This is a genomic window from Mesorhizobium sp. B2-3-14, assembly GCF_006442175.1.
GTDB classification, from domain to species: Bacteria; Pseudomonadota; Alphaproteobacteria; order Rhizobiales; family Rhizobiaceae; genus Mesorhizobium; species Mesorhizobium australicum.
Genome location: NZ_VFVP01000018.1, coordinates 25,741 through 51,405, shown reverse-complemented (window position 1 = coordinate 51,405; position 25,665 = coordinate 25,741). Strand labels below are relative to the sequence as shown.

Annotated in this window: 26 protein-coding genes and 1 pseudogene; 14 read left to right on the top strand and 13 right to left on the bottom strand. The window is 63.9% G+C overall.

Translation table 11 applies throughout. The features are described from left to right. The 3 genes and pseudogenes from FJ950_RS30020 to FJ950_RS28940 all read right to left on the bottom strand — a co-directional run. Window positions 1-152 (bottom strand): annotated as a pseudogene (locus FJ950_RS30020) (rhizopine-binding protein); the annotation flags it as partial. Window positions 153-486: 334 nt separating this feature from the next. Then, window positions 487-1,278, bottom strand: coding sequence for a hypothetical protein (locus FJ950_RS28945; RefSeq protein ID WP_015314571.1), 792 nt, complete (start codon window positions 1,276-1,278; stop codon window positions 487-489). Window positions 1,279-1,355: 77 nt separating this feature from the next. Beyond that, the gene (locus tag FJ950_RS28940; protein ID WP_015314572.1) at window positions 1,356-2,387 is read right to left on the bottom strand and encodes a LacI family DNA-binding transcriptional regulator; all 1,032 of its coding nucleotides are present in this window, start codon (window positions 2,385-2,387) and stop codon (window positions 1,356-1,358) included. A 135-nt stretch (window positions 2,388-2,522) separates the two neighbouring features. Here FJ950_RS28940 and FJ950_RS28935 point away from each other — a divergent pair, with 135 nt between their 5' ends. From FJ950_RS28935 to FJ950_RS28925, 3 genes are read left to right on the top strand one after another with little or no spacing between them, the layout of a single operon-like run. Beyond that, window positions 2,523-3,614 carry a fatty acid desaturase family protein gene (locus FJ950_RS28935; protein ID WP_140620604.1) on the top strand — a complete coding sequence of 364 codons (1,092 nt, stop codon included), beginning with the start codon at window positions 2,523-2,525 and terminating at the stop codon, window positions 3,612-3,614. A 27-nt stretch (window positions 3,615-3,641) separates the two neighbouring features. Continuing rightward, on the top strand, window positions 3,642-3,956 hold the full coding sequence (locus tag FJ950_RS28930; protein ID WP_015314574.1) for a MocE family 2Fe-2S type ferredoxin: 315 nt from the start codon (window positions 3,642-3,644) through the stop codon (window positions 3,954-3,956). 5 nt (window positions 3,957-3,961) lie between these two features. Further along, window positions 3,962-5,191, top strand: a complete 1,230-nt coding sequence (locus tag FJ950_RS28925; protein ID WP_140620602.1) for an FAD-dependent oxidoreductase — start codon at window positions 3,962-3,964, stop codon at window positions 5,189-5,191. Between the two features lie 232 nt (window positions 5,192-5,423). On the opposite strand, the gene FJ950_RS28915 is transcribed toward FJ950_RS28925, so the two are convergent. The 5 genes from FJ950_RS28915 to hslV form a co-directional block, all read right to left on the bottom strand. Beyond that, window positions 5,424-6,383, bottom strand: a complete 960-nt coding sequence (locus FJ950_RS28915; protein WP_140620600.1) for a DUF1402 family protein — start codon at window positions 6,381-6,383, stop codon at window positions 5,424-5,426. A 170-nt stretch (window positions 6,384-6,553) separates the two neighbouring features. Next, complete coding sequence (gene hslU, locus FJ950_RS28910; protein WP_015314577.1) at window positions 6,554-7,864, bottom strand: ATP-dependent protease ATPase subunit HslU; 1,311 nt, start codon at window positions 7,862-7,864, stop codon at window positions 6,554-6,556. A 4-nt stretch (window positions 7,865-7,868) separates the two neighbouring features. After that, window positions 7,869-8,468, bottom strand: coding sequence for a DUF2585 domain-containing protein (locus tag FJ950_RS28905; protein WP_140620598.1), 600 nt, complete (start codon window positions 8,466-8,468; stop codon window positions 7,869-7,871). A gap of 8 nt (window positions 8,469-8,476) precedes the next feature. Beyond that, window positions 8,477-8,992, bottom strand: a complete 516-nt coding sequence (locus FJ950_RS28900) for a GNAT family N-acetyltransferase (RefSeq protein WP_140620596.1) — start codon at window positions 8,990-8,992, stop codon at window positions 8,477-8,479. Window positions 8,993-9,039: 47 nt separating this feature from the next. After that, the gene (gene hslV / locus FJ950_RS28895) at window positions 9,040-9,591 is read right to left on the bottom strand and encodes an ATP-dependent protease subunit HslV (RefSeq protein WP_015314580.1); all 552 of its coding nucleotides are present in this window, start codon (window positions 9,589-9,591) and stop codon (window positions 9,040-9,042) included. Between the two features lie 233 nt (window positions 9,592-9,824). On the opposite strand from hslV, the gene hisB reads away from it, so the two are divergent. Genes hisB through coaA form a run of 9 tightly spaced genes read left to right on the top strand, consistent with a single transcriptional unit; the run spans window position 9,825 to window position 15,593 of the window. Then, window positions 9,825-10,424, top strand: coding sequence for an imidazoleglycerol-phosphate dehydratase HisB (gene hisB, locus FJ950_RS28890; protein ID WP_015314581.1), 600 nt, complete (start codon window positions 9,825-9,827; stop codon window positions 10,422-10,424). Window positions 10,425-10,428: 4 nt separating this feature from the next. Further along, entirely contained in the window at window positions 10,429-10,905 is a 477-nt protein-coding gene (locus tag FJ950_RS28885; protein WP_015314582.1) for a DUF2628 domain-containing protein, read from the top strand. Between the two features lies 1 nt (window position 10,906). Then, window positions 10,907-11,557, top strand: a complete 651-nt coding sequence (gene hisH, locus FJ950_RS28880; protein WP_140620594.1) for an imidazole glycerol phosphate synthase subunit HisH — start codon at window positions 10,907-10,909, stop codon at window positions 11,555-11,557. 3 nt (window positions 11,558-11,560) lie between these two features. Further along, window positions 11,561-11,851, top strand: a complete 291-nt coding sequence (locus tag FJ950_RS28875; RefSeq protein ID WP_015314584.1) for a DUF1330 domain-containing protein — start codon at window positions 11,561-11,563, stop codon at window positions 11,849-11,851. Next, window positions 11,852-12,601, top strand: a complete 750-nt coding sequence (hisA, locus tag FJ950_RS28870; protein ID WP_140620592.1) for a 1-(5-phosphoribosyl)-5-[(5-phosphoribosylamino)methylideneamino]imidazole-4-carboxamide isomerase — start codon at window positions 11,852-11,854, stop codon at window positions 12,599-12,601. After that, a complete protein-coding gene (locus FJ950_RS28865) occupies window positions 12,598-13,434 on the top strand; it encodes an arginase family protein (protein ID WP_140620590.1) in 837 nt (278 codons plus the stop codon). The genes hisA and FJ950_RS28865 overlap by 4 nt, the downstream gene beginning before the upstream one ends. Continuing rightward, window positions 13,431-14,225 carry an imidazole glycerol phosphate synthase subunit HisF gene (hisF, locus tag FJ950_RS28860; RefSeq protein ID WP_181171480.1) on the top strand — a complete coding sequence of 265 codons (795 nt, stop codon included), beginning with the start codon at window positions 13,431-13,433 and terminating at the stop codon, window positions 14,223-14,225. Before FJ950_RS28865 ends, hisF begins: the two co-directional genes overlap by 4 nt. A 60-nt stretch (window positions 14,226-14,285) precedes the next feature. Further along, window positions 14,286-14,609 (top strand): phosphoribosyl-ATP diphosphatase, encoded by a 324-nt coding sequence (locus tag FJ950_RS28855; RefSeq protein WP_015314588.1) that lies wholly within the window; start codon window positions 14,286-14,288, stop codon window positions 14,607-14,609. Between the two features lie 24 nt (window positions 14,610-14,633). Continuing rightward, window positions 14,634-15,593 (top strand): type I pantothenate kinase, encoded by a 960-nt coding sequence (coaA, locus tag FJ950_RS28850; RefSeq protein WP_140620587.1) that lies wholly within the window; start codon window positions 14,634-14,636, stop codon window positions 15,591-15,593. A 56-nt stretch (window positions 15,594-15,649) separates the two neighbouring features. Here the strand turns inward: coaA and FJ950_RS28845 are convergent, their stop codons facing one another. From FJ950_RS28845 to FJ950_RS28830, 4 genes are all read right to left on the bottom strand, one after another. After that, on the bottom strand, window positions 15,650-17,197 hold the full coding sequence (locus FJ950_RS28845) for a DegQ family serine endoprotease (protein ID WP_015314590.1): 1,548 nt from the start codon (window positions 17,195-17,197) through the stop codon (window positions 15,650-15,652). A gap of 186 nt (window positions 17,198-17,383) precedes the next feature. Beyond that, window positions 17,384-18,103, bottom strand: coding sequence for an MBL fold metallo-hydrolase (locus FJ950_RS28840; RefSeq protein ID WP_140620608.1), 720 nt, complete (start codon window positions 18,101-18,103; stop codon window positions 17,384-17,386). A gap of 51 nt (window positions 18,104-18,154) precedes the next feature. Then, window positions 18,155-19,321 carry a diphosphate--fructose-6-phosphate 1-phosphotransferase gene (locus tag FJ950_RS28835; RefSeq protein WP_140620585.1) on the bottom strand — a complete coding sequence of 389 codons (1,167 nt, stop codon included), beginning with the start codon at window positions 19,319-19,321 and terminating at the stop codon, window positions 18,155-18,157. A 153-nt stretch (window positions 19,322-19,474) separates the two neighbouring features. After that, window positions 19,475-20,242 carry a L,D-transpeptidase gene (locus FJ950_RS28830; protein WP_140620583.1) on the bottom strand — a complete coding sequence of 256 codons (768 nt, stop codon included), beginning with the start codon at window positions 20,240-20,242 and terminating at the stop codon, window positions 19,475-19,477. Between the two features lie 419 nt (window positions 20,243-20,661). Between FJ950_RS28830 and FJ950_RS28820 the strand changes: the two genes are divergently transcribed. Continuing rightward, the gene (locus FJ950_RS28820) at window positions 20,662-21,285 is read left to right on the top strand and encodes a LysE family translocator (RefSeq protein WP_140620581.1); all 624 of its coding nucleotides are present in this window, start codon (window positions 20,662-20,664) and stop codon (window positions 21,283-21,285) included. 30 nt (window positions 21,286-21,315) lie between these two features. Here FJ950_RS28820 and FJ950_RS28815 read toward each other — a convergent pair whose 3' ends face one another. Further along, the gene (locus tag FJ950_RS28815) at window positions 21,316-24,096 is read right to left on the bottom strand and encodes an autotransporter outer membrane beta-barrel domain-containing protein (protein WP_140620579.1); all 2,781 of its coding nucleotides are present in this window, start codon (window positions 24,094-24,096) and stop codon (window positions 21,316-21,318) included. Between the two features lie 226 nt (window positions 24,097-24,322). Here FJ950_RS28815 and FJ950_RS28810 point away from each other — a divergent pair, with 226 nt between their 5' ends. Beyond that, entirely contained in the window at window positions 24,323-25,648 is a 1,326-nt protein-coding gene (locus FJ950_RS28810) for a tetratricopeptide repeat protein (RefSeq protein WP_140620578.1), read from the top strand. The last annotated feature ends 17 nt before the right edge of the window (window positions 25,649-25,665 follow it).

The following is a 25,665-nucleotide window of genomic DNA, read 5'->3' as shown; positions in this document are numbered from 1 at the left end:
CCGCTCATGCCCTTGGCCTGCTCGATCATGCCGTTGCGCAGCACGGTGAGGAAATTGTCGTCGAACTTGGCCATCGACACGCCGATCTTGGCGGCCATGGCCGATGAACTCATCAGCGCCGCGAAGGCGACGCCCAAAAGCAGTTTCTTCATTGTATTTCTCCTCCACTTTTGGTGTCCGGTTGCACCGATCTCTCCGGAATCCCCGTTCTGCCTGGGGAATCTCTCCCGATTACCGTCTCTCTCCCCGGGTTGCGCCTGCCGTTTGCTGGAACGCCAAGGCCTCTTGATGAAACAGATGTTCCGGAACGAAAGAACCAAAATACGTGACTGGTGAAATATTTATTCCATTTGCTCGGGAGGCGTCAAGGGAGATTCCAGAACCGGATGTGCGATTTTGGCGGACACGGGAATGCGGTGCGGAGCCGACGGCGTCTGCGCGCCGGGTCCATTCCTTGGATGCCGTCGGCGGGCGATGGCATGGCGTTCAGAAATGCCAGATGTCTCTCTGCAACAAGAGGTCGAGCGGCGCTCTCCAGACCCTGCACGACGCCGCCTGCTTCACCTGCCGTTCGACACTGAGCTTGCCGTTGAGATCGAAGAAAGCTCCAATTCGCCTTCGGGCATGGAGCTTCTTTCCCCTGGTACTGTAGTTGCGGATCGGCAGCCAGTGGCGGCTGATCGTTCGCCCATCCTGGGATAGCGCGACGCCGGTACAGAATTGTTCCGGGGTGTGCAAATGCACGATTTCACTGACTTTCTCGCTGGCCGCGTATGCTCGCTCCAGCGCCGGAATGTTGTGATGATGAACGCCAAGGACGCCGCTCGCCCACATCGTTTCATCTCCGATCAGGATGCGGCCTCCAATGGAGAGCCCCTCGCCTTCGAGCGAGCGATAGGGAGCCTTTGGGCGCCCTTCGCACCGCCACATTATCGAGGACAAGGCTGAAATTCGGTTGAAACAGCGCGATATGTCGCCGGTCGGATACATGTCCGCATCCATGAAGAACAGGCGCTCGCAACGTTGAAGCAGATCGATGATGCCGGCGGCCTTGATGCCAAATCTGTATCGATTGCCGAAGGACATCTCGGTCTGTCTCTGGGCCGTGAGCTCGATCGCTTCGATGGGATAGCCGTCGAAAATGGAGGGTCGGTCGGTCAGCACCGTGATCCTGGCACCCGGGCAATAGTGAAGCAAGCGAAGCGCGCTGAAGAGCGCGCCACGCGCATAGAGCTCGTCGCTCCCAAAAGCGATGTACCCAAACCCATCCCCGTCCATTGGGTATGTATATATTAGCGATCGGTAATGCGTCAATTTGGATGCAGGTCGGGCGCTATGCTTTAGGCCAAAGCTCGCTAGATGTTCTCGGGCAGGTAGATGTCGAACGGCAGGAAGGTCTGGCCGGGTGCGTTGGCCGCGCCCGTCTCGATGGCATGCGCCATGAGGCCGAGCAGTTCGCGGCACAAGGCAGCCAGCGGCGTGGAGATCACCATGGTCAGCACCCCGTCCGCCAGGGCGGACCGCGAGACCGCCGATATCTCGTTGCAGACGACCGCCGGCATCTCGGCGGGCCTAGCCTGCCGCAGCGCCGCGACCGCGCCTTCCATGCCGCCGCCCGCGACGTAGCAGCCGACGAGGTCCGGGTGGCGGCCGAGCAGGTCGAGCAGCGTGTCCTGCGTGATCTGGTTGGCCTCGAGATTGACCAGCGTTTCCAGCAAGGTGAAGTCCGGCGCCTGCTCGCGGAAGAAGGAGCGGAAGCCGATCTCGCGCAGTTCATGGCCGTGGAAGCGGTGGCTGCCGACGAAGAGCGCAACCTTGCCCGGCCGCTTCGCCGCCTTGGAGATCATCCAGGCCGCGGTGCGGCCGACCTTGCGGTTGTCAAGGCCGACATAGCCCTCGCGAATGCCGGCCGCGAAGTCGGACAGCAGGGAAAAGACCGGCAATCCCTTGGCCTTCATCTCCTCGACGGTGACCGTCAGCGCCGGATGATCGGGCCCGACCAGGGCGACCGCCCTGCATTTGGCCGCCAGCTTGCGCGTGCGCTCGACGATTTCATCCGGCGTCAGCGAACTGGCGAAGTCGATGATGGCGACGCCGCGGAAGCGCTGCGATTGCGACACCGCGAGTTCGAGCTGCCGCGCGAACTCCGTGTAGAAGACGTCGTTGCCTCTCAAAAGCAGGAAGCCCAGCCGGTATTCCGGCAGCTCGTGGCGCATCCTCTGCTTGATCAGGCCGGCGGCATGATAGCCGATCTCGGTCGCGGTCTCGTAGACGCGGCGCGCCGTTTCCTCGCGCACCGGCAAGCGATTGTTGAGCACGCGGTCCACCGTGGCGACACTGACGCCGGAGACGCGCGCCAGATCAGTGATGGTCGGCCGTTTCGCCATGATCGTCCTCGCTCGATTGCCTGATATCGATACCTTACTTTGATAGGAAATGATAGAAACTATCTTTGTGATGTTGAGTCTATCATGGCGCGGCGTTATTTCTGGGTATCGAGCCCGTTGCCTTGGGAGGCAATCATGACCGCAGCGCCGTCCCGGCGTGACTACAGCCTGATCGGCCGCGACGCCCGGCTTGCCGTCGAGAACGGCCTGTCGGCCGCCGAGTGGTATCACACCGACATTCCCCGCAAGCAGATGAAGGAGCTGATGCAGCGCTCCGATGGCCCGGCGATCCGCGACACCGCGATCTGGCTGACCGCCCTCATCGTCAGCGGCGCCGGCGGTGCCTGGTTCTGGGGCAGCTGGTGGTGCGTGCCGTTCTTCTTCGTCTATGGCGTGCTCTACGGCTCGTCGACCGATTCACGCTGGCACGAATGCGGCCATGGAACCGCGTTTCGCACGCAGTGGATGAATGACGCGGTCTATCAGATCGCCTGCTTCATGATCATGCGCAACCCGGTGACCTGGCGCTGGAGCCACACGCGCCATCACACCGACACCATCATCGTCGGCCGCGATCCCGAGATCTCGGTGATGCGGCCGCCGGACCTGGCGCGCCTCGTCCTCGGTTTTGTCGGCGTGCTCGACGCCTGGCACGCGATGTCGGACATGCTGCGCAACGCCGCAGGCAACATCAGCGCTGCGGAAAAAACCTTCATTCCCGAACAGGAGCAGCCCAAGGCGATCCATATTGCCCGCATCTGGACGGCGATCTATGCAGCGACTATCGCGCTGGCACTCTATACCGGGTCGTTCCTGCCTTTGATGCTGGTCGGCCTGCCCCGGCTCTACGGCGCCTGGCATCATGTGATGGTCGGCCTGCTGCAGCATGGCGGCCTTGCCGACAACGTCACCGATCATCGGCTGAACAGCCGTACCGTCTACATGAACCCGATCAGCCGCTTCATCTACTGGAACATGAATTACCATGTCGAGCATCACATGTTCCCGATGGTGCCCTACCATGCGCTGCCCAGGCTGCACGCGCTGATCAAGCACGATTTGCCGGCGCCGACGCCCTCGATCCTGGCCGGTTACCGCGAGATGATCCCGGCCTTCCGCCGCCAGCTGCGCAACGAGGATTATTTCCTCAAGCGCGAGCTGCCGCCGACCGCCAGGCCGTACCGCGAGGAATTCCACAACGACATCGTCGCCGCGGCGGCGGAATGACATCCGACAACTCCAGGGGAGGACTGAATGAGCGATTGGGTCGAGGCCTGTGCCGCCGGTGACATCGACGAAGAAGATGTGATGCGCTTCGATCATGGCGGGCGTACCTTCGCCATCTATCGCAGCCCTGACGACGATTATTTCGCCACCGACGGACTTTGCACGCATGAGAAGGTGCATCTCGCCGACGGGCTGGTGATGGACGACATCATCGAATGCCCCAAGCACAATGGCCGCTTCAACTACAAGACGGGCGCGGCCAGGGGCGCGCCGGTCTGCGTCAACCTAAGGACCTATCCGGTCAAGGTCGACGCCGGCAAAGTGCTGGTTCAGATCGGGTAAAGGGCATGACGCCGGGAATGGTGATCATCGGGGCCGGCGAATGCGGCGGACGGGCAGCACTGACGCTGCGCGATCTCGGCTATGACGGGCCGGTGACGCTGGTCGGCGACGAGCCGCATCTGCCCTATGAGAGGCCACCTCTGTCCAAGGAGGCGATGGCCAGCGACGCGCCTGCAATCAAGGCGATTGCCAGCGACGAAATCCTGGCGGGAAAAGCGATCCGGCATATCCATTCCGTTCAGGCGATCGCGATCGATCGCGCGGCGCACACGGTGCGCCTGTCCGACGGCTCGGTGCTGCCCTACGACAAGCTGCTGCTGGCCACTGGCTCGACCCCACGCAAGCTGCCGATGCCTGGCCTTGGCGGGCGCTGCGTCTATCTCAGGACCTTCGCCGATGCGCTGGCCATCCGCGCTCATCTCAGCGCCGGCAATCGCATCGCCGTCATCGGCGGCGGCTTCATCGGCCTCGAGCTTGCCGCGGCGGCGCGCAAGCTCGGCGCAGATGTCACCGTCATCGAGGCGCAGTCGCGCATCCTGATGCGCGGCGTTCCGGCCGAGATCGCCGAAATCACCCATGACGCGCATGTCGCCGAGGGTGTCGACGTGATCTGTGGGGAAGGCATCTCCGCCGTCGCCGACGACGGCAAGGAGGTGCGGGTGACGCTCGCCGGCGGCCGGGAGATCATTGCCGACCTCGCCGTGATCGGCATCGGCGCCGTGCCGGTGACCGGACTGGCGGCGGGGGCCGGCCTGGCCATCGAAAACGGCATCGCGGTCGACGCAGAACTGCGCAGCAGCGATCCCGACATCTTCGCCGCCGGCGACTGCTGCTCGTTCCCGCTTGCCATCTATGGCGGCCGCCGCGTGCGGCTGGAAGCCTGGCGCAACGCGCAGGAACAGGGCGCACTGGCGGCCAGGAACATGCTGGGCGCCGGCGAGCCGCATGCCGCGGTGCCGTGGTTCTGGTCGGATCAGTATGGCCTGTCCCTGCAGATCGCGGGATTATCCGACGAAGGCCGTAGCACCGTGCGCCGCGATCTCGGTGACGGCGCCTTCATCCTCTTTCATCTGGCCGAGGACGGCAGGCTGGTGGCGGCCAGCGGCATCGGCCCGGGCAATGCGGTGGCGCGCGACATCAGGCTGGCCGAGATGCTGATCGCGAAGCGGGCAAAACCGTCGGCGGACGCGCTGGGATCGCCTGAAGTCAAGCTGAAGGCGTTGCTGGCGGCATAGGGGTCGTGCACCTTGTGGATGTCGGCGCCGCCCCTCATCTGCCTGCCGGCATCTTCTCCCCGTAGAACGGGGAGAAGGGGGCTATGGCAACCTCGCCGCAATTCATGCACCGATTGGCGAAATCATTGATGACAGCGTCTTTCTCCCCGTCACTACACGGGGAGAAATGTCCGGCAGGACAATGAGGGGCGGCGCGGCTTTGGCAAATCAACGTCAGCGCGCCGGGTCCGCCCTAAAACAGCGCCTTCAGCTCCGGCAATTTGTCGTTGACCAGCCAGCCGTAATAATTCTCTTCCGGCAGCTTCTCCGGCTCGCCGGTGGCGCGGCGTTTTTCGTTTTCCACCTTCAGCGCATAAGCGCGCTGTTCCGGATTGCCGACATTGTAGAGCGTGGCGGTCAGGCCCGGATTGCCCGAAATGTCGAAGCCGGCGATGCTCTTATAGGCGTCGATCGACTTCCTGATCGTCGCGGCGACGTAAGGAAGCGTCAGGTCCGGATCCATGATGGTCTTGTAGACCGAATTGGGATCGGAGACGTCGAGCTTCGGCAAGCCGGAGACCTTGTGCACGAGATCGCTCATCTGCAGGGCGGTGAGCGGGTTGAGCTGGCCGAGACCGAAGGTCTGGCCGGCATAATAGGGCTGGAAGAAGGTGGCGCCGAAGCGGTTGTCGGGGAAATCCTCGCCGCCGACCGTCTTGCCGCGAAACGAGCGGTTCCAAACCTGTTCACGGCATTCCCACAGATCGTAGCTGTCCGAAATCGCGTCGCATTTCCTGAATTCCGGCCGCTGCACGAAATCGCTGATGTCCTCACCATCATAGGCGAAGGAGAGCTTGCTCGAGAGGTAGGAGATCGCCTTGACATAATAGGTCTGCAGCCGGTCATAGGCGTCGACATTGTAGGTGTGCTCGCCAACGATGGCGCCGACGATGTGCATCGGGTCGATGCCATAGGCGCTTGCCGCCTTCTTGATCTTGCCGCGCAGGTCGGGGTCGTTCTGCAACAGCGCGTAGACCTTGCGATACTTCGCCTGGAAGCTGGTGTTGGTCGCCTGGGTGCGGCGACTGGAGGCGCCGGGAATGTCGGGCTGCTCGGCATTGCGGTTTCCCGGCGGCACCAATGTCGCCGCGTCGGCGGCGAACAGCGTCGCCGCCAGCGTCAAGCCGAGAATGACCAGGATGAGTTTTTTCATGCGCCGCCGCCTAGAGAATTGCCGCGCAAACTAGGTAAAGCACCTGGTCGAGTCGAGAGCGCCTCTTCATCCGGCGAGACGAAAGGTGGCCAGATGATACCATCTGGCCACACATGGCTCCTGCCGGAGTTGTTACTCGATGCCGCGCCGGACTGCTCCGGCATCTTCGTTCAGAGGATGAACCGCGACAGATCGGTGTTTCTGGAGAGGTCTCCGACATGCTTCTGGACATAGGCGGCGTCGATGGTGACGGCCGTGCCGTTGCGGTCGGGCGCATCATAGGAGATCTCGTCCAGCACCCGCTCCATCACCGTCTGCAGCCGCCGCGCGCCGATATTCTCGATGCTGGCGTTGAGGTCGACGGCGACGCCGGCCAGCGAATCGATGGCGTCGTCGGTGAAGGTCAGCTCGACGCCTTCGGTTTTCATCAGCGCGATGTACTGCTTGATCAGGCTGGCCTCCGTCTCGGTCAGGATGCGGACGAAATCGTCCTTCTCCAGTGCACGCAGTTCGACGCGGATCGGCAGGCGGCCCTGCAATTCCGGCAACAGGTCTGACGGCTTCGAGACGTGAAACGCGCCCGAGGCGATGAACAGGATATGGTCCGTCTTCAACGGCCCGTATTTGGTCGCCACCGTGGTGCCCTCGACCAGCGGCAGCAGGTCGCGCTGCACGCCTTCGCGCGACGGGCCGCCCGAAATGTCCGACCTGGCGGCAATCTTGTCGATCTCGTCGAGGAAGACGATGCCGTCATTTTCCGCTGCGTCCAGAGCCCGGCGCACCACCTCGTCCTGGTCGAGCAACTTGTCGGACTCGTCGCTGACCAGCAGGTCGTAGGATTCCTTCACCGTCGTCTTGCGCAGCTTGGTCTTCTTGCCGCCCATTGCCTTCGACAGCATGTCGTTGATGTTGAGCACGCCGATATTGGCGCCCGGCATGCCGGGAATTTCGAAGCCGGGCATGCCGCCATTGCCGGTGTCGGCCACCTCGATTTCGATTTCCTTGTCGTCGAGTTCGCCGTCGCGCAGCTTCTTGCGGAAACTATCGCGCGTCGCCGGGCTCGCCGTCTTGCCGACCAGCGCTTCCAGCACGCGTTCCTCGGCGTTGACATGGGCGCGTGCCTTCACGTCCTCGCGCATCTTTTCGCGCACCAGCCCGATGGCGATTTCGACCAGATCGCGGATGATCTGCTCGACGTCGCGACCGACATAGCCGACTTCGGTGAACTTGGTCGCCTCGACCTTGACGAAAGGCGCGCCGGCCAGCCGGGCCAGGCGGCGCGAGATCTCGGTCTTGCCGACGCCGGTCGGGCCGATCATCAGGATATTCTTCGGCATCACCTCTTCGCGCATCTGGCCTTCGAGCTGCTGGCGGCGCCAGCGGTTGCGCAAGGCAATGGCCACGGCGCGCTTGGCGTCCTTCTGGCCGATGATGAAGCGGTCGAGTTCCGAAACGATTTCGCGGGGAGAAAATGTGCTCATATCACTAAATTCCACTTTGCCACTGCTTGATGGCCTCGAACGGATGCAGCAGCATGATCACGTTGAGTGTAAGATTGTCCCGGATAAGATAGCCGGTACCCAGTTCGAAGAGGATGGCGAGGCTGACGATCACCCATATAGGTAGCCTTCGCGCCATCACAAATCCCAGCACCATGGCCAGTGTGTCGGACACCGAATTGATGATCGAATCGCCGTAATAATCGAGCGAAATGGTGCCGGCGCGGTAGCGCTCGATGATGAACGGGCTGTTTTCGAGGATTTCCCAGCCGCCCTCGACGAGGACGGCGAATGCCAGCCGCAAGCCGATCGGCGAGCGCGGGAACAGGAACCGGGCCAGCGCATAGAACAGGAAGCCGTGGATGATGTGCGAGAAAGTGTACCAGTCCGAAATGTGCTGGGAGTTCTCCGAACTGTTCACCACGCCATGCCACAGCTTGACATAGCCGCAGGTGCAGATCGGCGGATGGCCCATCAGATAGAGCGTGACAGCCTGGGCGGCGAGCAGGCCGGCGACGATCAGCAGCCCCATCCGCCAGCTGTCCTCGTAGGCCGAAAGGCCCTTGTCCCCGCTGGATATGACCATGCCCTGGATTACCCCTCTTGCGCGTCTTCGGCATCGATCGCCATCAGCACGACGTCGCCATAGATTGACTGCCTGCGATCAATGGCCCGGAAACCCGCCTTTTCATAGGCGCGGATGGCCCTGAGATTGGCGGGGTCGGGATCGATGATGACACGCGGCACGCCTTCCTCGAACAGGTCTTCGACGAACTGACGCACGATGGCCGAGCCATGGCCGATGCCGATCAGTTCCGGCCGGCCGATCGAGACATCGATGCCCAACGTGCCGAACGGCTGATCGGCATAGGGATGGCCGTCTTCCATATGCGGGTCATAGCTCTGCAGATAGGCGATCGGCTTTCCGTCGAGCTCAACGATCAGCGGCTCGACGGAAATCGAGTCTAGGTGATCGGCAATCTCCGCGATTTCCGTCTCGGGATCGTCCCACCACTCCGCAACATGAGGCTCGGCGAGCCAGCCGGCGATCATCGGCAGGTCCTTTTTGGTCACCGGCCGAAAATCGTAGCTACTTTCTTGTTTGACCATGATCTTTTCCGAAAACCGGTTCCCACCTTGCGGGGTCATGGTCTGGTTCAGGCGGCATCGAGCGTTTCGACGACGAAATTGTTGTTGGTGTAGACGCAGATATCGGACGCGATCTGCATCGCCCTGCGGGCGATCTCCTCGGCATCCTTGTCCGTATCCATCAGCGCGCGTGCCGCGGCCAGCGCGTAATTGCCGCCCGAACCGATGGCCATGACGCCATGTTCGGGTTCCAGCACATCGCCATTGCCGGTCAGCGCCAGCGAGACCGATTTGTCGGCGACCAGCATCATCGCCTCCAGCCGGCGCAGATAGCGATCGGTGCGCCAGTCCTTGGCGAGCTCGACGCAGGCGCGCGTCAGTTGGTCGGGATATTGTTCGAGCTTGGCTTCGAGGCGTTCCAGCAGCGTAAAGGCGTCGGCGGTAGCGCCCGCGAAACCGGCAATCACATTGCCGCCCTTGCCGATGCGGCGCACTTTGCGGGCATTGCCCTTCATGATGGTCTGGCCCAGGCTGACCTGGCCGTCGCCGGCGATCACCACCTTGTTGCCCTTGCGCACCGTCACGATGGTCGTGGCGTGCATGGTCAATTCATTGGACATTTCTTGGCTCCGATTCGCACCATCCCTTCAAAAGGCGATTTGGCGCGGTACGAGTGACTTTGATCGGCCATATGTATGCACGGGGCCAATGATTGCAAACCGCTCGATAGCGGCCGGGATCGCAACTGGCAATCGCCGGATCATGCTGCTAGAAGGCTCTCGTTTTCAAGCCAGCGAGCGCTTGAGACCCGTGAACCGGTCACGATCTGAACCACTGGCACAAGGATAGAGTGATGGCGCCTCGTTCCGCCGATGCAAGCCGCAAGACTGGGGAAACCGATATCTCCGTGTCGATCCATGTCGACGGCTCCGGCAAATCGGACATCGCCACCGGCGTCGGCTTCTTCGACCATATGCTGGACCAGCTTTCCCGCCATTCCCTGATCGACATGACAGTCAGGGCGACGGGCGACCTGCATATAGACGACCACCACACGGTCGAGGACACCGGCATCGCGCTCGGGCAGGCCTTGACCAAGGCGCTGGGCGAGCGGCGCGGCATCATGCGCTACGCCTCGATCGACCTTGCCATGGACGAGACGCTGACGCGCGCGGCGATCGACGTGTCGGGCCGCCCCTTCCTGGTCTGGAACGTGTCGTTCTCGTCGCCGAAGATCGGCACCTTCGACACCGAACTGGTGCGCGAATTCTTCCAGGCGCTGGCGCAGAACGCCGGCATCACGCTGCATGTCACCAACCATTATGGCGCCAACAACCATCATGTCGCCGAGACCTGCTTCAAGGCGGTGGCGCGCGCGCTGCGCGCCGCGCTCGAGCGCGATCCGCGCCAGCCTGACGCGGTTCCCTCCACCAAGGGTTCTTTGAAGGGATAGCCTCATGACCGCCTATGTCGTGATGGAGCCACCTGGCCGCAGCGAGAAAGTCGACACGACGACCTTAGTCCGCGACGGCTTCACCTGGCTCGGCCTGCTTGTGCCGCCGCTGTGGCTTGCCTGGCACCGGATGTGGGTCGAAGCGGCGCTCGCCTTTGTCGTCATGGGCGTGCTGTCGATGCTTGGCGAGAGACTTGGGCTCGGTGTGGCCGGCTCGCTTTTGTCGCTGCTCGTCTCGCTCTATGTCGGACTGGAAGGACAGGGCTTGCGCATCGCGGCACTGCGCCGCCGCGGTTGGCATGAGTGGGGCGTCGTCGAGGCCGGCTGGCTCGCCGACGCCGACATGCGCTATGCCCTTGAGGTCGAAGGGCTTTCGGATGAAGCGGCACCCGCGCCGCGCATCGTCCCAGATGCCGCTTTGGCGCGCCCGGCACAGCCAGGCATGGCGCTGGGGCTGACCCACATTCCGGGACGGCGCTGAGATGCGGGTTGCGATCATCGATTACGGTTCGGGCAATCTGCGCTCGGCCACCAAGGCCTTCGAGCGCGCCGCGCGCGAGGCCGGCATCGCGGCCGAGATCGACCTGACGGCCGATGCCGACCGGGTGCGGACGGCCGACCGCATCGTCCTGCCCGGCGTCGGCGCTTACGCCGATTGCGCGGCCGGCCTGCGTGCCGTGGACGGCATGTGGGAGGCGGTCGAGGACGTCGCCATCGCCAAGGGCCGGCCTTTCCTGGGAATTTGCGTCGGCATGCAGCTGATGTCCGAGCGCGGCCTCGAAAAGATCGTCACCAACGGGTTCGGCTGGATATCGGGCGACGTCAAGGAGATCACGCCTTCCGATCCGGCGCTGAAGATCCCGCAGATCGGCTGGAACACGATCGAATTGAGGCATAAGCACCCATTGTTCTCCGGCATTCCGACCGGCGCGGCGGGACTGCATGCCTATTTCGTCCACTCCTACCATCTCGACGCAAAAAAACCGGACGAGATCCTCGCGGTCGCCGACTATGGGGGCCCGGTGACGGCCACGGTCGCGCGTGACAATCTCGCTGGCACGCAGTTCCATCCTGAGAAGAGCCAGGCGCTGGGCCTGGCGCTGATCACCAATTTCCTGCGCTGGAGGCCCTGAACCATGAGCAAGAAGGGCTACTGGATGGTAATGCTGACGGTGACAGATCCGGAAGGGTATCAGCGTTACCGCGACGCCATCGGCGACGCGGTTTCGTCTTTCGGAGGCCGCTATCTTGTGCGCGGCGGACAAGTGACCAATCCCGAAGGATCGGAATTTGACAGGCAGGTGGTGGTCGAGTTCGACTCTTATGAAACCGCGCTCAGCTGCTATCGATCGCCAGCCTACCAGACAGCGTTGCAGAACAGGCTGGCGGCTTCGACCGGACATTTCGCGATCGTCGAGGGTGCCTGAGTGATCCTATTTCCAGCCATCGACCTCAAGGACGGCCAATGCGTGCGGCTGAAGCACGGCGATATGGCGACCGCGACGATCTACAATGACGACCCCGCCGCGCAGGCAAAAGCCTTTGAAGGGCAGGGCTTCGAGTGGCTGCATGTCGTCGACCTCAACGGCGCCTTCCAGGGCCAGAGCGTCAACAGCGCCGCGGTAGGGGCCATCCTGAAGGCGACGAAGAACCCGGTGCAGCTCGGCGGCGGCATTCGCACGCTGGAGCAGATCGAGGACTGGCTCGACCGTGGGCTGGCCCGCGTCATCCTCGGCACGGTGGCGGTGCGCGATCCCGATCTGGTAAGGCAGGCCTGCAAGGCATTTCCGGGCAAGGTCGCCGTCGGCATCGACGCCAAGGGCGGCAAGGTGGCGGTCGAAGGCTGGGCGGAAGCCTCGAGCCTCGGCGTCATCGAACTGGCCAGGAAATTCGAAGGCGCGGGCGTCGCCGCCATCATCTATACCGACATCGACCGCGACGGCGTGCTGACCGGCATCAACTGGGACGCCACCATCGACCTTTCCGACGCGGTGTCGATCCCGGTCATCGCCTCGGGCGGACTGGCTTCGATCGCCGACATCGTGCGCATGACCATGCCCGATGCGAAAAAACTCGAAGGCGCAATCTCGGGCCGTGCCCTCTATGACGGCCGCATCGATCCCACAGAGGCGCTGGCCATCCTGCGGGGCCGGCCGGCGATGGAGGCGCGGTCGTGAAGGTTTCGCTCATCCTGGCCTCCTATGACAGCGGCCACTATCATGGCGGCATGGGCCAGGGGCCCGACGCGCTGATATCGGGCGGGCTTGTCGATGCCCTGACCCTTGCCGGCCACGACGTCACGGTCGAGGATATCGGCAGGGTCGGCGACGGCCAGGAGCGCGAGATCGCCACGGGTTTTGCCGTCTGCAACGCCGTCTCGGGCGAGGTCCGCATGGCCCGCGACAGGGGCCGGTTTCCCATCGTGCTGGCCGGAAACTGCCTGACGTCAGCCGGCGCGGTCGCCGGCGAAGGCGCCGACGCGATCATCTGGGCAGACCAGCATGGCGACCTCAACACGCCCGAGACGTCCGTCTACGGCTTTCTCGACGGCATGGCGCTGTCGACGGTGCTCGGCCTGTGCTGGCGTCCGATGGCGGCCGCCATTCCCGGCTTCAGGCCGATCGATCCCGCGCGCTGCGTGCTCCTCAACGCCCGCGATCTCGATCCGGCGGAGGAAAACCTTCTCGAAACATTGCCTGTCATCCGGACGGAATGTCCAGGCGTGGCGCAAGCGACGGAAAAACTGAAGGTCGCCGGCGCCAACAGCGTGCACATGCATCTCGATCTCGACGTGCACGACCCCAAGGCGCTGCAGGCCAACCGCTACGTCACATCGGGCGGACCGAACCCGGAGCAGCTGCGCGACGCGGCCTGCGCCATGGCGCTTGCGGTACCGGTCGTCGGCATCACCGTTTCAGCTTACGATCCGGCCTTCGATGCCCAGGCCGATGTGCCGCCGCTGGTCGGCCAGCTGCTCAACGATCTGCTTGCCACGATAGAGGGTCGCTGATGCTGAAGGCCCGCGTCATCCCTTGCCTCGACGTCAAGGACGGCCGTGTCGTCAAGGGCGTCAATTTCGTCGACCTCATCGACGCCGGCGATCCCGTGGAGGCCGCCAAGGCCTATGATGCCGCCGGCGCCGACGAACTTTGCTTTCTCGACATCACCGCTTCGTCGGACAATCGCGAGACCATCTTCGACGTCATCGCCCGCACCGCGGAACAATGCTTCATGCCGCTGACCGTCGGCGGCGGCGTGCGCCAGGTGGCCGACATCCGAAAATTGCTGCTGGCGGGGGCCGACAAGGTGTCGATCAACACGGCGGCGGTGAAGAACCCGGATTTCGTCGCCGAAGCCGCCGACAAGTTCGGCAACCAATGCATCGTCGTCGCCATCGACGCCAAGAAAGTCTCCGGCCCCGGCGAGGCCGACCGCTGGGAGATCTTCACCCATGGCGGGCGCGAGAAGACCGGCATCGACGCCGTGGAATTCGCCCGGAAAATGGTCGATCGCGGTGCCGGCGAGATCCTGTTGACCTCGATGGACCGCGACGGCACCAAGGCCGGCTACGACATCGCGCTGACCCGCGCGGTGTCGGACGCGGTGCGCGCGCCGGTCATCGCTTCGGGTGGCGTCGGCACGCTCGACCACATGGTCGAAGGCATTCGCGACGGCCATGCGGGTGCTGTGCTGGCCGCCTCCATCTTCCATTTCGGCACCTACACCATCGCCGAAGCCAAGGCGCATATGGCCGAGGCCGGCCTGCCTATGCGGCTGGACTCGCTGGGCAACAGGTCCTAGAGCATGCTCCCGAAGCCGGCTTTCGGGAAAAATCCGGCTTAAACAAGAAGATAGATCGACATGGCCGAGTTTTCGCTCTCCGACCTGGAAAAAATCGTCAGCGACCGCGCCCATTCCGGCGATCCGGATTCGTGGACGGCCAAGCTTTACGCCCGGGGCATCGACAAGGCGGCGCAGAAACTCGGCGAGGAGGCGGTCGAGACCGTGATCGCCGCCGTCAAGGGCGACAAACAGGGCCTCGTTTCCGAAAGCGCCGATCTTATATATCATTGGCTTGTCGTTCTCGGCATCTCGGGTGTCCCGTTGAACGACGTGCTCAAGGAGCTCGAAGCCCGTACCGGGCGTTCGGGCATCGCCGAGAAGGCGTCGCGGCCCAAGGGCTGATCGGGAGGAAGGGCAGGTATCTCGATGGATCAGCTCGCGCCAACCGAGAAATATTCTCCGTTTCGCTTCTTCTCGGCCGAGCAATGGTCGCGGTTCCGCGCCGATACGCCGCTGACGCTGAGCGAGGACGAGTTCCGCCGCCTGCGTTCGCTCAACGACCCGGTCGACCTCGAAGAGGTCAAGCGCATCTATCTGTCCTTGTCGCGGCTTTTGTCGGCGCATGTCGAGGCGAGCCAGCTTCTGTTCCGGCAGCGCCAGGCTTTCTTCAACGCCGCCGACGTGGCCAAAACGCCTTTCATCATCGGCATTGCCGGTTCTGTCGCGGTCGGCAAATCGACCACGGCGCGCGTGCTGAAGGAATTGCTGGCGCGGTGGCCCTCAAGCCCGAAGGTCGACCTCATCACCACGGACGGTTTTCTGCTGCCCAACGAGGTGCTGCGCCGCGAAAACCTGATGGAGCGCAAGGGTTTCCCCGACAGCTACGATGTCGGCGCGCTGCTGCGTTTCCTCTCAGGCATCAAGTCGGCGTTGCCCGATGTCCGCGCGCCGGTCTATTCGCACCTTACCTATGACGTCATCCCCGGCGAGTTCGTGACCATCGACCGGCCCGACATCCTGATCTTCGAAGGCATCAACGTGCTGCAGCCGGGCAAGCTGCCGCAGGACGGCAAGATCGTGCCCTTCCTGTCGGACTTCTTCGACTTCGCCATCTACATCGATGCCGACGAGAAGCTGATCCACAATTGGTATATTTCCCGCTTCATGCGGCTGCGCGAAACCGCCTTCCGCGATCCGGACTCCTTCTTCCACCGCTATTCGCAGCTGTCGGAGGATGCGGCCAAGGCGATCGCCGAGGGCCTGTGGACCAACATCAACCTGAAGAACCTGTGCGAAAACATCCTGCCGACGCGTGCCCGCGCCGACTTGATCCTGCGCAAGGGCGCCGACCACCTGATCGAGGAGGTGGCGCTGCGCAAGTTGTAGCCGATAGACTGGGCGTGGCGGGCGCTCCACAAGCCCGCCACGCCGCTGTTTATGTGTCAGCCATTGGCGAACGGCACGGCGACATAGATCTGGGTGTCGCCGCGCTCCACCAGAAGCAGCACCGATTTGCGTCCGGATTTGCCGGCTTGGGCAATCGCTTGGGTCACCTGCCTGGCGCTCTTCACCGGAGCCTGGTTGACGGCGACGATGACATCGCCCGGCTGGATGCCGGCAGTCGCTGCCGGCTTGTCGGGATTGACGCTCGCAACCACGGCGCCGTGCTCGTTCTCGGGCAGGTTCATCTGCTGGCGGATGTCCGGCGTGATATCCATCAAGCCAAGGCCGACGGCCGGCACGCGGGAACCCTGTTCGGTGCCCGGCGCGCTGGAGTCGTCCGTCGACGCCGTTTTCACATCGTCGCTGTTGCGTCCGACCTCCACCGAGATCTGCATGGCCTTGCCCTTGCGCCAGACATCCAGTCTCTCCTTGGCACCCGGCGCGACGTCGGCGACGGCTCGTGACAGGTCCTTGGGATCCTTGACGTCCTGCCCGGCGAAGCCGGTGATGACGTCGCCGGTCTCGACGCCGGCCTTGGCCGCGGGCGAGCCGTCATTGACCTGCGAGACCAAGGCACCGCTGGGACGGTCCAGCCCGATGGCGCTTGCCACATCCGGGGTGACGGGCTGGATCTCGACGCCGAGATAGCCGTATTCGATGTTGCCGCCCTTCATCAGCTTGGCGACCACCTTCTCAGCCTGGTCAGACGGAATGGCGAAACCGACACCGACGCTGCCGCCATTAGGCGAATAGATCGCCGTGTTGATGCCGACGACATTGCCATTGACGTCCACCAGCGGGCCGCCGGAATTGCCGTGATTGATCGGCGCGTCGATCTGGATGAAATCGTCGAACGGCCCGCTATGCAGGTCGCGGCCACGCGCCGAGACGATACCGGCTGTTACCGTGGTGCCGATGCCGAACGGATTGCCGATCGCCAGCACCTGGTCGCCTGTCATGAGCTTGTCGGAGTCGCCCCACTTCACGGTTGGCAACGACTTGCCGGCGTTGATCTTCAGCACGGCGAGGTCGTTCTTGGCATCGTGACCGACCAGCTTGGCCGGGAGCTCCGTGCCGTCGTCGAGCGTGACCTTTATCGAGGAAGCGCCGTCGACGACATGGTTGTTGGTGACGATGGTGCCGTCGGCACCGACGATGAAGCCCGAACCGAGCGCTTCGGCCCGCGGCAACCGCTGTTGCGGAGGCGTCTTGGGAGCGGGCATGCCCTGATCGCCGAAGAACTGGCGGAAATAATCGTCGAAGGGCGAGGCGCCATCGAAGGGCGACGCTTCGTTCATGGCTTCCGGCTGTCCTTTCATGACCGTGGTCACGGTCACGACGGCCGGCTTGGTCGTGGCCACGATCGGCGCCAACGAACCGCTCGGGGCCGTGGTCCCGGCAACGGGGGTCTGCGTCGTTGCAACCGTGTTGCCCGTGCCGACGCCGTTCGCGCTGTCGGCGAATGAGACGACAAAGGGAGAAACCAGCAGCGCGGCGCCCAGCAGGGCGGCGATGCGATGCCTACGAAGAATGCTCAGGTTTGACATGGTCGTTCTGTCCGGGCGAGGGGTTGATCCGCGCCGCGGGTCTTCCTGGGAGAAGTGCCCGTCAGCGTGCCGACGGCCCGGGTTGCCTGCCTCGCCACGCATGGCAGCCGGCCGGATCGACAACAACTATCTAGGGCGCCGATCTGCGCGATTTAGGGTTTTAGCCCGACCTTACGAAGATTTAATTCAGAGTGCGCTTACGGATCGCAGATAGGCCGACGCGATTTCGCGCATGCGCCCGCCGTCGAAGCTCGGGCCGTGGCCGCCATGGCCGATCCTGATCGGCAGGTCGAGCAGCCGGCGCATCGTGTTGCGATAGGCCTCCCGGTCGGAATCCGGCAAATCGTCGATCAGCGTGTCGTCATAGATGGCGTCGCCGCTGAAAAACAGGCCGTCGGTCTCATCGAAAAGCGCGATCGAATCCGGCGAATGTCCGGGGAGATGCAGCACCCGAAACCGGCGGTCGCCTAGATCGACCACGTCGCCTTCGTCGAGCATACGCGTCAACGGTGCCGGCGCTATCGCATAGTCGGCCGACTTCCAGCCAGGCGCCGGCAATTTCGAAACGGCCCCCTCGAGATCGTGGAACATGTAGGCGTAAGTCGCGGCCTCATCCATGCTCTCGAATTGCGCTGCGCTCATCCTTGGCCCGGCCCGCAGCGGAAATTCGTGCAGCGAGCCGACATGGTCGAGGTGGATATGGGTGGCGACGACCAGAAGCGGCTTGCCTTCGGCCGTCTTTATCTCCGGCGCCAGCGGACAGATGCCCATCCCGGTGTCGACCAGAAGGTCGGCGTCGCGGCCGGTGAAATGCCAGATATTGGCGCGCACATAGTCGTGCACGAACGGCTCGGTCAGCATCGTCGTCCTGCCGTCGACGATGCGCCTGGAGAACCAGTTATCCATCAGGATGAGCCTGGGCATCAAGTGTGAGCCGGGCATCAAGCGAACCCGGCATCAGACGAACGGCTTTCCGACCTTGTATTTTTCCGGCACCAGCCGCTTGAGATAGGCCATGCCGGCCTCGGACAGCTGGTTGGCGTCGGGCTTCATGAAATCGTCGGGCATGTGACGGGTCTTGCCGGCGACGTTCTTCAGCGGCACCTTCTTCAGCACTATCTTGCTGCCATCATATTGCAACGCCACCGAGCCGCCGCCCTGTTCGGCGACGCCGACGGCAAAGGCGCCGGCATCGAAGGCCTCCTGCGCATCGACCGGGCTGATGGAGCCGACATAGCCGCGCGGCATGTAGCCGAGTGCGTCGACGCGGGCACGCTTGCCCGGCAGCCCCTCGGCCAATGCCCGTTCGAGCGCCGCCGGCAGGTCGCTGCCCGAGAGTTTGACGTTGCCGTGCTGGTCGCGCTCGAGCTTGTCCGCCGGCACCAGGCTTTCGACCAGTGCCTTGCCGTCGGCGGTGCTGACGCCTTCCGACACGGCGACGATGCAGCGCTTGTGGCGGTCGAGGGTGGCGCGCACGTCGTCGATGAAACCGGCGGCGGAGAACGGCCGCTCCGGGACGTAGACCAGATGCGGGCCGCTGTCGGAATCGAGCTGCCAGGCCGCCGACGCCGCGGTCAGGAAGCCGGCATGGCGGCCCATGACGATGCCGACATAGATGCCGGGAAGCGCGCGGAAATCGAGATCGACGGACAGGAAGGCGCCAGCGACGAATTCGGCCGCGGACATGAAGCCCGGCGTATGGTCGTTTTCCTCGAGATCGTTGTCGATGGTCTTCGGCGCATGGACGAAAGCGATCTTGCCGCCGGCGGCATCGGTCAGGATCTGCTGCGTGCCCGAGGTGTCGTTGCCGCCGATATAGATGAAAGCGTCGGCGCCCGCCTTCTGCAGGCCCTTCAGGATGACCTCGCAATAGGCGGCATCCGGCTTGTCGCGCGTCGACCCGAGGGCGGCGCTCGGCGTTCCGGCGATCAGCCGCAGCCGGTCCTCCGGGATCGCGGAGAGGTCGACATAGTTGCCGTCACGGATGCCGCGCACGCCGTGCAGGGAGCCCAGCACCTTGGCGCCGGGATGGCGCCTGCGGATCTCCAGCGTGGCGCCCACGACCGTCTGGTTGATGACGGCGGTCGGGCCGCCGCCCTGCGCGATAACGAAAGTTCCGGCCATGCTTGATGTCTCCCTGGAGCATGACGCCGAAAGAGACGGATTCGGATTTCAGATCGAACGGACCTGAAATCATCCGCCTCTAGGCGATGGTTTTCAGGTCACCTTGGCCTGTCTTGCCGCATCGCGCAACGGGAGAAACGGAGGGCTGGACGATCACATGACGACGACGGGGTTTTTCTTCGACACCCGGCTGTAGAGGTCGATAATGTCCTGGTTGATCAGGCGCACGCAGCCCGACGACATCGCCTGGCCGATGCTCCACCATTCCGGCGAGCCATGGATGCGGTAGCCGGTGTCCTTGCCGTCCTGGTAGATGTAGAGCGCACGCGCCCCGAGCGGATTGGTCAGGCCGCCGGGCTGGCCGCCCTGCCACTTCACCAGTTCCGGCTTGCGCTGGATCATTTCGGGCGGCGGCGTCCAGGTCGGCCACTCCCTGCCATACTGGATGTTGGCGCGGCCGGACCAGCGGAAACCGTCCTTGCCGATGCCGACGCCGTAGCGGATGGCGTCACCGCCCGGCTGGACGAGATAGAGCATGCGTTCCTTGAGATGCACGACGATGGTGCCGGGCGCCTCGCCGGTCGTATCGACGACGATCTGGCGACGGAACTCCGGCTTGACCTTGAGATAGGGCACCTCGGGCACGTTGAAGCCGTTATCCGTCAAGGAGGCATACATGACGTCGGGGCTGGTGATGTTCTTGTCGACGCTGATCGAGGGCCGGATCGGCACCGAACCGGTGACCGTATCGTCGAGCTGCAGCGCCGGCAGATCGCCACCACCCGAGGTCGAGCAGCCGGCGACGCCGAGCAATGCCAAAGCGCCCGCCCCGGACAGGACGGCGCGGCGGGAAAGAAGAAGATCGGTTTCGACTGCGTCGCCGTTTCGTGGCGGCGTCGGACCTTGCGGCAACTCACGCATATACCCAACCCTACGCTGTCGGCGGGAAGCACGGTCCGGCCGGATAGTGGGCATTTTCATCATTCATGGTTGATAAAGCGTGAATGCCTTGCGCTGCTTGCGTTTGCGCCTTGCCGAGGCGCCGCTCCGCCCTCCCGCGCGGTCGCCATTAAACATGTGCAAGACGTTGAAAACCGACATCAAGCTTTTTTGCCGCCGCCATTGTCGCGGCCGCCACGGTTCTCGGTGCCACTATCAGCCTGGCCGATATCGTGAGCCCGCTGGGCGGCACGAACTGACGCCTGGCTGCCGCTGGCGCAAGTGACGTCGCGGTCCCGTGCCGGTTGTCCGGCCGGAATACGCGAAAACTAGGATTGGACCCTTTACATTCTTCGGGACCCAAGGATTTATCCTCTTCCTTGAGCTCAAAGGAGACGAGCATGTCCTTCGAAAACTGGGCCGCCTTCGCTGCCGCGTCGACCATCCTCCTCATCATCCCGGGCCCGACGATCCTTCTGGTCGTCTCCTATGCGCTGGGCCAGGGCTGGCGCACCGCTTTGCCGATGGCGGTCGGCGTGGCGCTCGGCGACTTCACCGCCATGACCTTGTCGATGCTGGGCATCGGCGCGCTGCTTGCCGCTTCGGCTGGTGTTTTCACCATCCTGAAACTGATCGGCGCCGGCTATCTGATTTATCTCGGCGTGAAACTGTTCCGCGCAGGCGGCACGCTGAAGGCCGAACCACGCACCGACGCGGTGTCGTCGGCCAAGATGATGGCGCATGCCTGGCTGGTCACGGCGCTCAACCCGAAGAGCATCACCTTCTTCGTCGCCTTCCTGCCGCAATTTCTCGACCGGCATGCCGATTTCTGGACGCAGATGCTGATTTTCGAGACGACCTTCCTGGCGCTCGCCTTCGCCAACGCCTTCGGTTACGCGCTGATCGCGGCACGCGCCCGCAACGTGGTGCGCAATCCCAAGGCGATCCGCATCTTCAACCGCACCGGCGGCACGCTCCTGGTCGGCGCCGGCATCGCCACGGTGGCGATGCGTTCCGGCAATTGATGTCCTGACGCGGGTGAGGCCCGGAGGGCCTCACCATTTAACGCTGAAGCCCAGATTGCCCTCGAGGATGCGGCGTTTGTCGCCGCCGAGGTTGGTGGTGTAGTCGCCGGTGGCGAAGATGCTGACCTTGTCCATCACCTTGGCGACGATACCGCCGCCGAACTCGAACGAGGTCGACCTGCCCTCCGTCGAGATGTCGGTGGTGTCGAAACTGACACGATCGGTGCCACCAAAATCATGCCAGATATTGGCCTTGAGGTAGGGCTGCAGCGCCATGCCATTGACAGTGGCCTCGCCCTGCAGCCGAGCCCCGATCCGGCCGGTGACGCTGCCGTCGCTATCGACGGAAACCGACGAGAAACGATCCTTGGCATCGTCGAGCGACAGATGCTGCCAGATCAGTTGCGCCTGCGGTTCGAGCGTCCAGCCCTGCGCCAGCGCAATGGGATAGCCGCCCTCCAGCGAGGCGGTGACACCTGTTCCGCCAATGTCGATGCCGACATCGCGCGACGACGTCGCGTCGCCGCCGAAGAAGGTGGCCATGAGGACGCCGTCGAGGTACCAGCCGCCTTGGCCGATGCGGGTCCAGTAACCGCCGGCGCTGGTGCCGCTGACATCGATGCCGCCGACGGACAGATCATTCTGCCCCAGCGCCCGGCCGCGCACATCGCCCTTCATGCTGGCATAGGCGACGAACAGGCCGGCGCGATCGATCCCGCCCGACGCGGTTTCGCGTCCGAAGACGTCGAAGCCCGCCTGCAGGCCGAACAAGGTGCCGTCGAAGGACGGCGACACCGTTCCCGACCAGCCCATCTTCGCGTCCTGGCCGTAGATGCGGCCCCAGACCGGCGACAGCTCCGTGTTCGACAACAGGCTCTGTTCGCCGCGCCGCTCATGGAAGGTGCCAAGTGTCGTCATCGCCAGATGCTCGGCCACAGGCGGCACCGCGGAATAGACCGGCACCTCGACGCGATAGAGCAGGATTTCCCCTGCCGCGGGCATCGGAAGATCGGGCACGGCGGTCGGGACCGGCGGGGGCGGTGGCGGTGGATCAGCCGCCGGCGCCGGCGGCGGCGGCGGCGGCACGGGCACGGGATCGCTAGCCTGCACCGGCGGCGTCGGATCGACCGGCGGAGTGTTGATGTCGCCCTCGGTCGGCGCCGGCACCGGCGGCAGCGCGGATGGCGGCGGCGGAGGTTCGGCCTCGGGCGGCACCGGTTCCGGCGCGAGTGTTGGTTCTGCCGCCGGCGGCGCCGCGGCCGGCGATGTCGGCGTTATCAGCGACGAGCGCAGATACCAGTTCTCCGCGCTGCCTGCGGTGACGCCACCCTTGAACAGATAATATTCGAAGGCGCCTGCCGCGACCGGCACGTCGAGCGCGAAGGCGCTTGAGGTGGAGGTGGCGCCGTTGACCGCCTGGACGACCATGATGCCGTCCTGCATCGTTTCGGCCCCCGCGCCGCCGACATTGACCACTGCGATGCCGGTCGAGCCGGAAGCCGTGCCGCCCGAAAGCACCAGCCTGTCCGACGCCGACGAATCATCGCCGAGCTCGGCCTGGATGAGCAGCAGGCCGCCGAGCCCGGTGTAATTGCCCGAAATCGTCAGCCGGTCCGTCGCGCCGGTACTGCCGTTGGTCAGGTCGATGCGGCCTGCGTTGACGACGTCCGCAAGCTGGCCCGACGTAAAGGCCTGGATCGACCCGTTGAAGCCGCCGCCATAGAGCGTGCTCGCGGCATCGACATTGAGCGATCCCGTGCCGGTGCCGCTGTCTCCAAGCACGAGATTGCCGTCCAGCGTGAGCTGGGTGTCGTTGGTGGCGTCGATAGTTTCCCAGTTCTGGACCCGGCTGATGCCATCGAGCTTGACGTTATCGAAGGTCAGCGTATCGGTGCCGAGACCGCCATTCAGCGCGTCGGCGCCGCCCAGATTGGCTTTGGTCAGGTTGCTCAGCTTTGCCGTATCGTTGTCGCCGCCGAGGTCGACGGCGCCATAGATGATGCCGCCGCCGTTCCACACGAAATTGTCCGCGCCGAAGCTCATCAGCACATCGCCGCCGACGGTGCCGCCCGTGATCGTCACGCTGTCGTTGCCGCCGCTGACGCTGATGTTGCCGCCGATCGTGCCGCCGGAGAGAATGATGGTGTCCTGGTCGAAGCCGGTGACCAGGTTGCGGTCGATGATGCCGCCCGACATGTTGAAATAGTTCTTGTCGAGCTTCATGTTGACGCGGCCGATGCGGCCGTCGGTCATCACGGCACGGTCGCCATCGTCGAAGAAATCGACGATGCGCCCGCCGCTCATGGTGAAGGTGTCCAGCCCGTCGCCCTGGTTCAGGGAACCGATCTGGCCGCCGCTCATGTTGAAGTCGTCAATGCCTGCGCCCTGCTGGACATTGCCGGCGACGGTGCCCCCGCCGATGGTGAAGAAATCCGTGCCGTCGCCCTGATCGACCGTGCCGGTGATGGTGCCGGACTGCATGTTGATGCGGTCCGTGCCTGAGCCGAAGGTGACGTTACCGCTCACCTGGCCGGTGCCGCCGGCGGGAAAGTTCAGCGTGTTGTTGCCGATGGTGTCGTTGAGGCTGCCGCCCGAATCGCCACTATCGCAAGTGAAGACGTCATTGCCCGGAGACGGAACCAGCAGGCATGCCGCCAGGGCCGCGGAGTTCGGCAGCAACATAAAGGTCGTAGTTGCAAGTAAGCTAATAAATCCAACATTGATTCGCCTGGGCCTTCGCCGCAGCAAAGAAACAGCCCTGCCAATGTGCTCCGAACCGCTGTTCGAAACCTGTATTTCAAAATGCCGCATCGCGTCCCCTCTCAGATCGCGATTTCAAGCCCCTTACCCGCGCCGCAATCAAGCCACAATTCGTCCAGTTTTACAAAGCCTATTCTGTCTCCCATGGTTGATGAACTGCAAAAATGTCTGACATGCCGCGGCGCGACTCGTGAAATGGCGTAGCCGTGGCCTATGCTTTAAGATCACGTTGGACCGTGGGCATCATGCCCATCGGGCCTCGACCGGGGACTCTCGCATGGCCATCAGGGACGCATTTGGCCTGGCATTTTCGGGCGCGACGGAAGCTGGATTCGCGCCCTACGGCCAGGCCGTGCGCGAATTGCAGTGTTTCATTGGCGATCCCGTGAAATCCGTCGATCGCGCCATCGCGCAGGACCCCGGTTTTGTCATGGCGCATGTCTTCAAGGGCTACCTTTTCGGCCTTGCCACCGAACCGGAGGCGACGGCCGTGGCCAGGATCTGCCACGAGGCGGCGCTGCCGCTTGCCGCGACAACGCGTGAGCGGGCGCATGTCTCGGCCCTCGGCCACCTCGCCAACGGGCGCTGGCATCAGGCCTCCGGCATTCTGCGGGACATAGCGATCGATTTTCCGCTCGACGCCGTGGCGCTCCAGGTCGGACACCAGGTCGATTTCTTCACCGGCAACGCCCGCATGCTGCGCGACCGCATCGCCCGCGCCCTGCCGTCATGGCAGGCGGACATGCCGGGGTATCACGCCATTCTCGGCATGCAGGCCTTCGGGCTCGAAGAGATGGCTGAGTATGCGCAGGCCGAAAGGCTCGGCCGTACGGCGGTCGAGATCGAACCGCGCGATGGCTGGGCGCAACATGCGGTCGCGCATGTGATGGAGATGCAAAGCCGGCAAAGGGACGGGATCGCCTGGATGCGTACCGATCCCGAAGCCTGGACGAAGGAGAGCTTCCTCCAGGTCCACAATTGGTGGCACCTGGCGCTGTTCCACTATGATCTCGGCGAGACCGGCGAGGTGCTGGCGCTCCATGACGGGCCGATCTATGGCAGCAGATCGACGCTGGCGCTCAACATGGTCGACGCATCGGCGATCCTGTGGCGGCTTCATCTCGGCGGCATCGATGTCGGCGACCGCTGGACGGCGCTTGCCGCCAATTGGGTGCCCAAGGCCGCTGCCTCCAACTATGCCTTCAACGACGCCCATGCGATGATGGCCTTTGTCGGCGCCGGGCTCGATGCTCCGGCCCGGACCTTGCTCGAGGCACAGCGCGAAGCGATGCGGGGCGGTGACGACAATGCCGCTTTCACGCGGGATGTCGGCCATCCCCTGACGCTTGCGATCAAGGCGTTCGGAGAGGGCAACTACGCCGAAACCATCCGACTGATCCGGCCGATCCGGGCCATCGCCCATCGCTTTGGCGGCAGCCACGCGCAGCGCGACGTCATCGATCTGACGCTGATAGAAGCCGCCCTGCGCGCCGGCGACGGTGCACTGGCCAGGGCGCTGACGACGGAGCGCTCGACCGCACGCCCGGACAGTCCGCTGTCGGCGCTGTTTTCGAGACGTGCCGCCGATTTGTCAGAGAATTGACCCGGAGCGGATCTTGC

What these genes read in the sequence shown, in the direction of transcription:
- FJ950_RS28845 (WP_015314590.1), bottom strand. Translation starts at nt 17,197, where the DNA reads ATGTCAAACCTGAGCATTCTTCGTAGGCATCGCATCGCCGCCCTGCTG.
- FJ950_RS28875 (WP_015314584.1), top strand. Translation starts at nt 11,561, where the DNA reads ATGAGCAAGAAGGGCTACTGGATGGTAATGCTGACGGTGACAGATCCG.
- FJ950_RS28900 (WP_140620596.1), bottom strand. Translation starts at nt 8,992, where the DNA reads ATGGTCAAACAAGAAAGTAGCTACGATTTTCGGCCGGTGACCAAAAAG.
- FJ950_RS28940 (WP_015314572.1), bottom strand. Translation starts at nt 2,387, where the DNA reads ATGGCGAAACGGCCGACCATCACTGATCTGGCGCGCGTCTCCGGCGTC.
- hisH (WP_140620594.1), top strand. Translation starts at nt 10,907, where the DNA reads ATGCGGGTTGCGATCATCGATTACGGTTCGGGCAATCTGCGCTCGGCC.
- FJ950_RS28855 (WP_015314588.1), top strand. Translation starts at nt 14,286, where the DNA reads ATGGCCGAGTTTTCGCTCTCCGACCTGGAAAAAATCGTCAGCGACCGC.
- FJ950_RS28945 (WP_015314571.1), bottom strand. Translation starts at nt 1,278, where the DNA reads ATGGACGGGGATGGGTTTGGGTACATCGCTTTTGGGAGCGACGAGCTC.
- FJ950_RS28810 (WP_140620578.1), top strand. Translation starts at nt 24,323, where the DNA reads ATGGCCATCAGGGACGCATTTGGCCTGGCATTTTCGGGCGCGACGGAA.
- FJ950_RS28935 (WP_140620604.1), top strand. Translation starts at nt 2,523, where the DNA reads ATGACCGCAGCGCCGTCCCGGCGTGACTACAGCCTGATCGGCCGCGAC.
- hslV (WP_015314580.1), bottom strand. Translation starts at nt 9,591, where the DNA reads ATGTCCAATGAATTGACCATGCACGCCACGACCATCGTGACGGTGCGC.
- FJ950_RS28925 (WP_140620602.1), top strand. Translation starts at nt 3,962, where the DNA reads ATGACGCCGGGAATGGTGATCATCGGGGCCGGCGAATGCGGCGGACGG.
- FJ950_RS28885 (WP_015314582.1), top strand. Translation starts at nt 10,429, where the DNA reads ATGACCGCCTATGTCGTGATGGAGCCACCTGGCCGCAGCGAGAAAGTC.
- FJ950_RS28930 (WP_015314574.1), top strand. Translation starts at nt 3,642, where the DNA reads ATGAGCGATTGGGTCGAGGCCTGTGCCGCCGGTGACATCGACGAAGAA.
- FJ950_RS28830 (WP_140620583.1), bottom strand. Translation starts at nt 20,242, where the DNA reads ATGCGTGAGTTGCCGCAAGGTCCGACGCCGCCACGAAACGGCGACGCA.
- FJ950_RS28915 (WP_140620600.1), bottom strand. Translation starts at nt 6,383, where the DNA reads ATGAAAAAACTCATCCTGGTCATTCTCGGCTTGACGCTGGCGGCGACG.
- FJ950_RS28820 (WP_140620581.1), top strand. Translation starts at nt 20,662, where the DNA reads ATGTCCTTCGAAAACTGGGCCGCCTTCGCTGCCGCGTCGACCATCCTC.
- coaA (WP_140620587.1), top strand. Translation starts at nt 14,634, where the DNA reads ATGGATCAGCTCGCGCCAACCGAGAAATATTCTCCGTTTCGCTTCTTC.
- hisB (WP_015314581.1), top strand. Translation starts at nt 9,825, where the DNA reads ATGGCGCCTCGTTCCGCCGATGCAAGCCGCAAGACTGGGGAAACCGAT.
- FJ950_RS28840 (WP_140620608.1), bottom strand. Translation starts at nt 18,103, where the DNA reads ATGGATAACTGGTTCTCCAGGCGCATCGTCGACGGCAGGACGACGATG.
- FJ950_RS28815 (WP_140620579.1), bottom strand. Translation starts at nt 24,096, where the DNA reads ATGCGGCATTTTGAAATACAGGTTTCGAACAGCGGTTCGGAGCACATT.
- FJ950_RS28835 (WP_140620585.1), bottom strand. Translation starts at nt 19,321, where the DNA reads ATGGCCGGAACTTTCGTTATCGCGCAGGGCGGCGGCCCGACCGCCGTC.
- hslU (WP_015314577.1), bottom strand. Translation starts at nt 7,864, where the DNA reads ATGAGCACATTTTCTCCCCGCGAAATCGTTTCGGAACTCGACCGCTTC.
- FJ950_RS28905 (WP_140620598.1), bottom strand. Translation starts at nt 8,468, where the DNA reads ATGGTCATATCCAGCGGGGACAAGGGCCTTTCGGCCTACGAGGACAGC.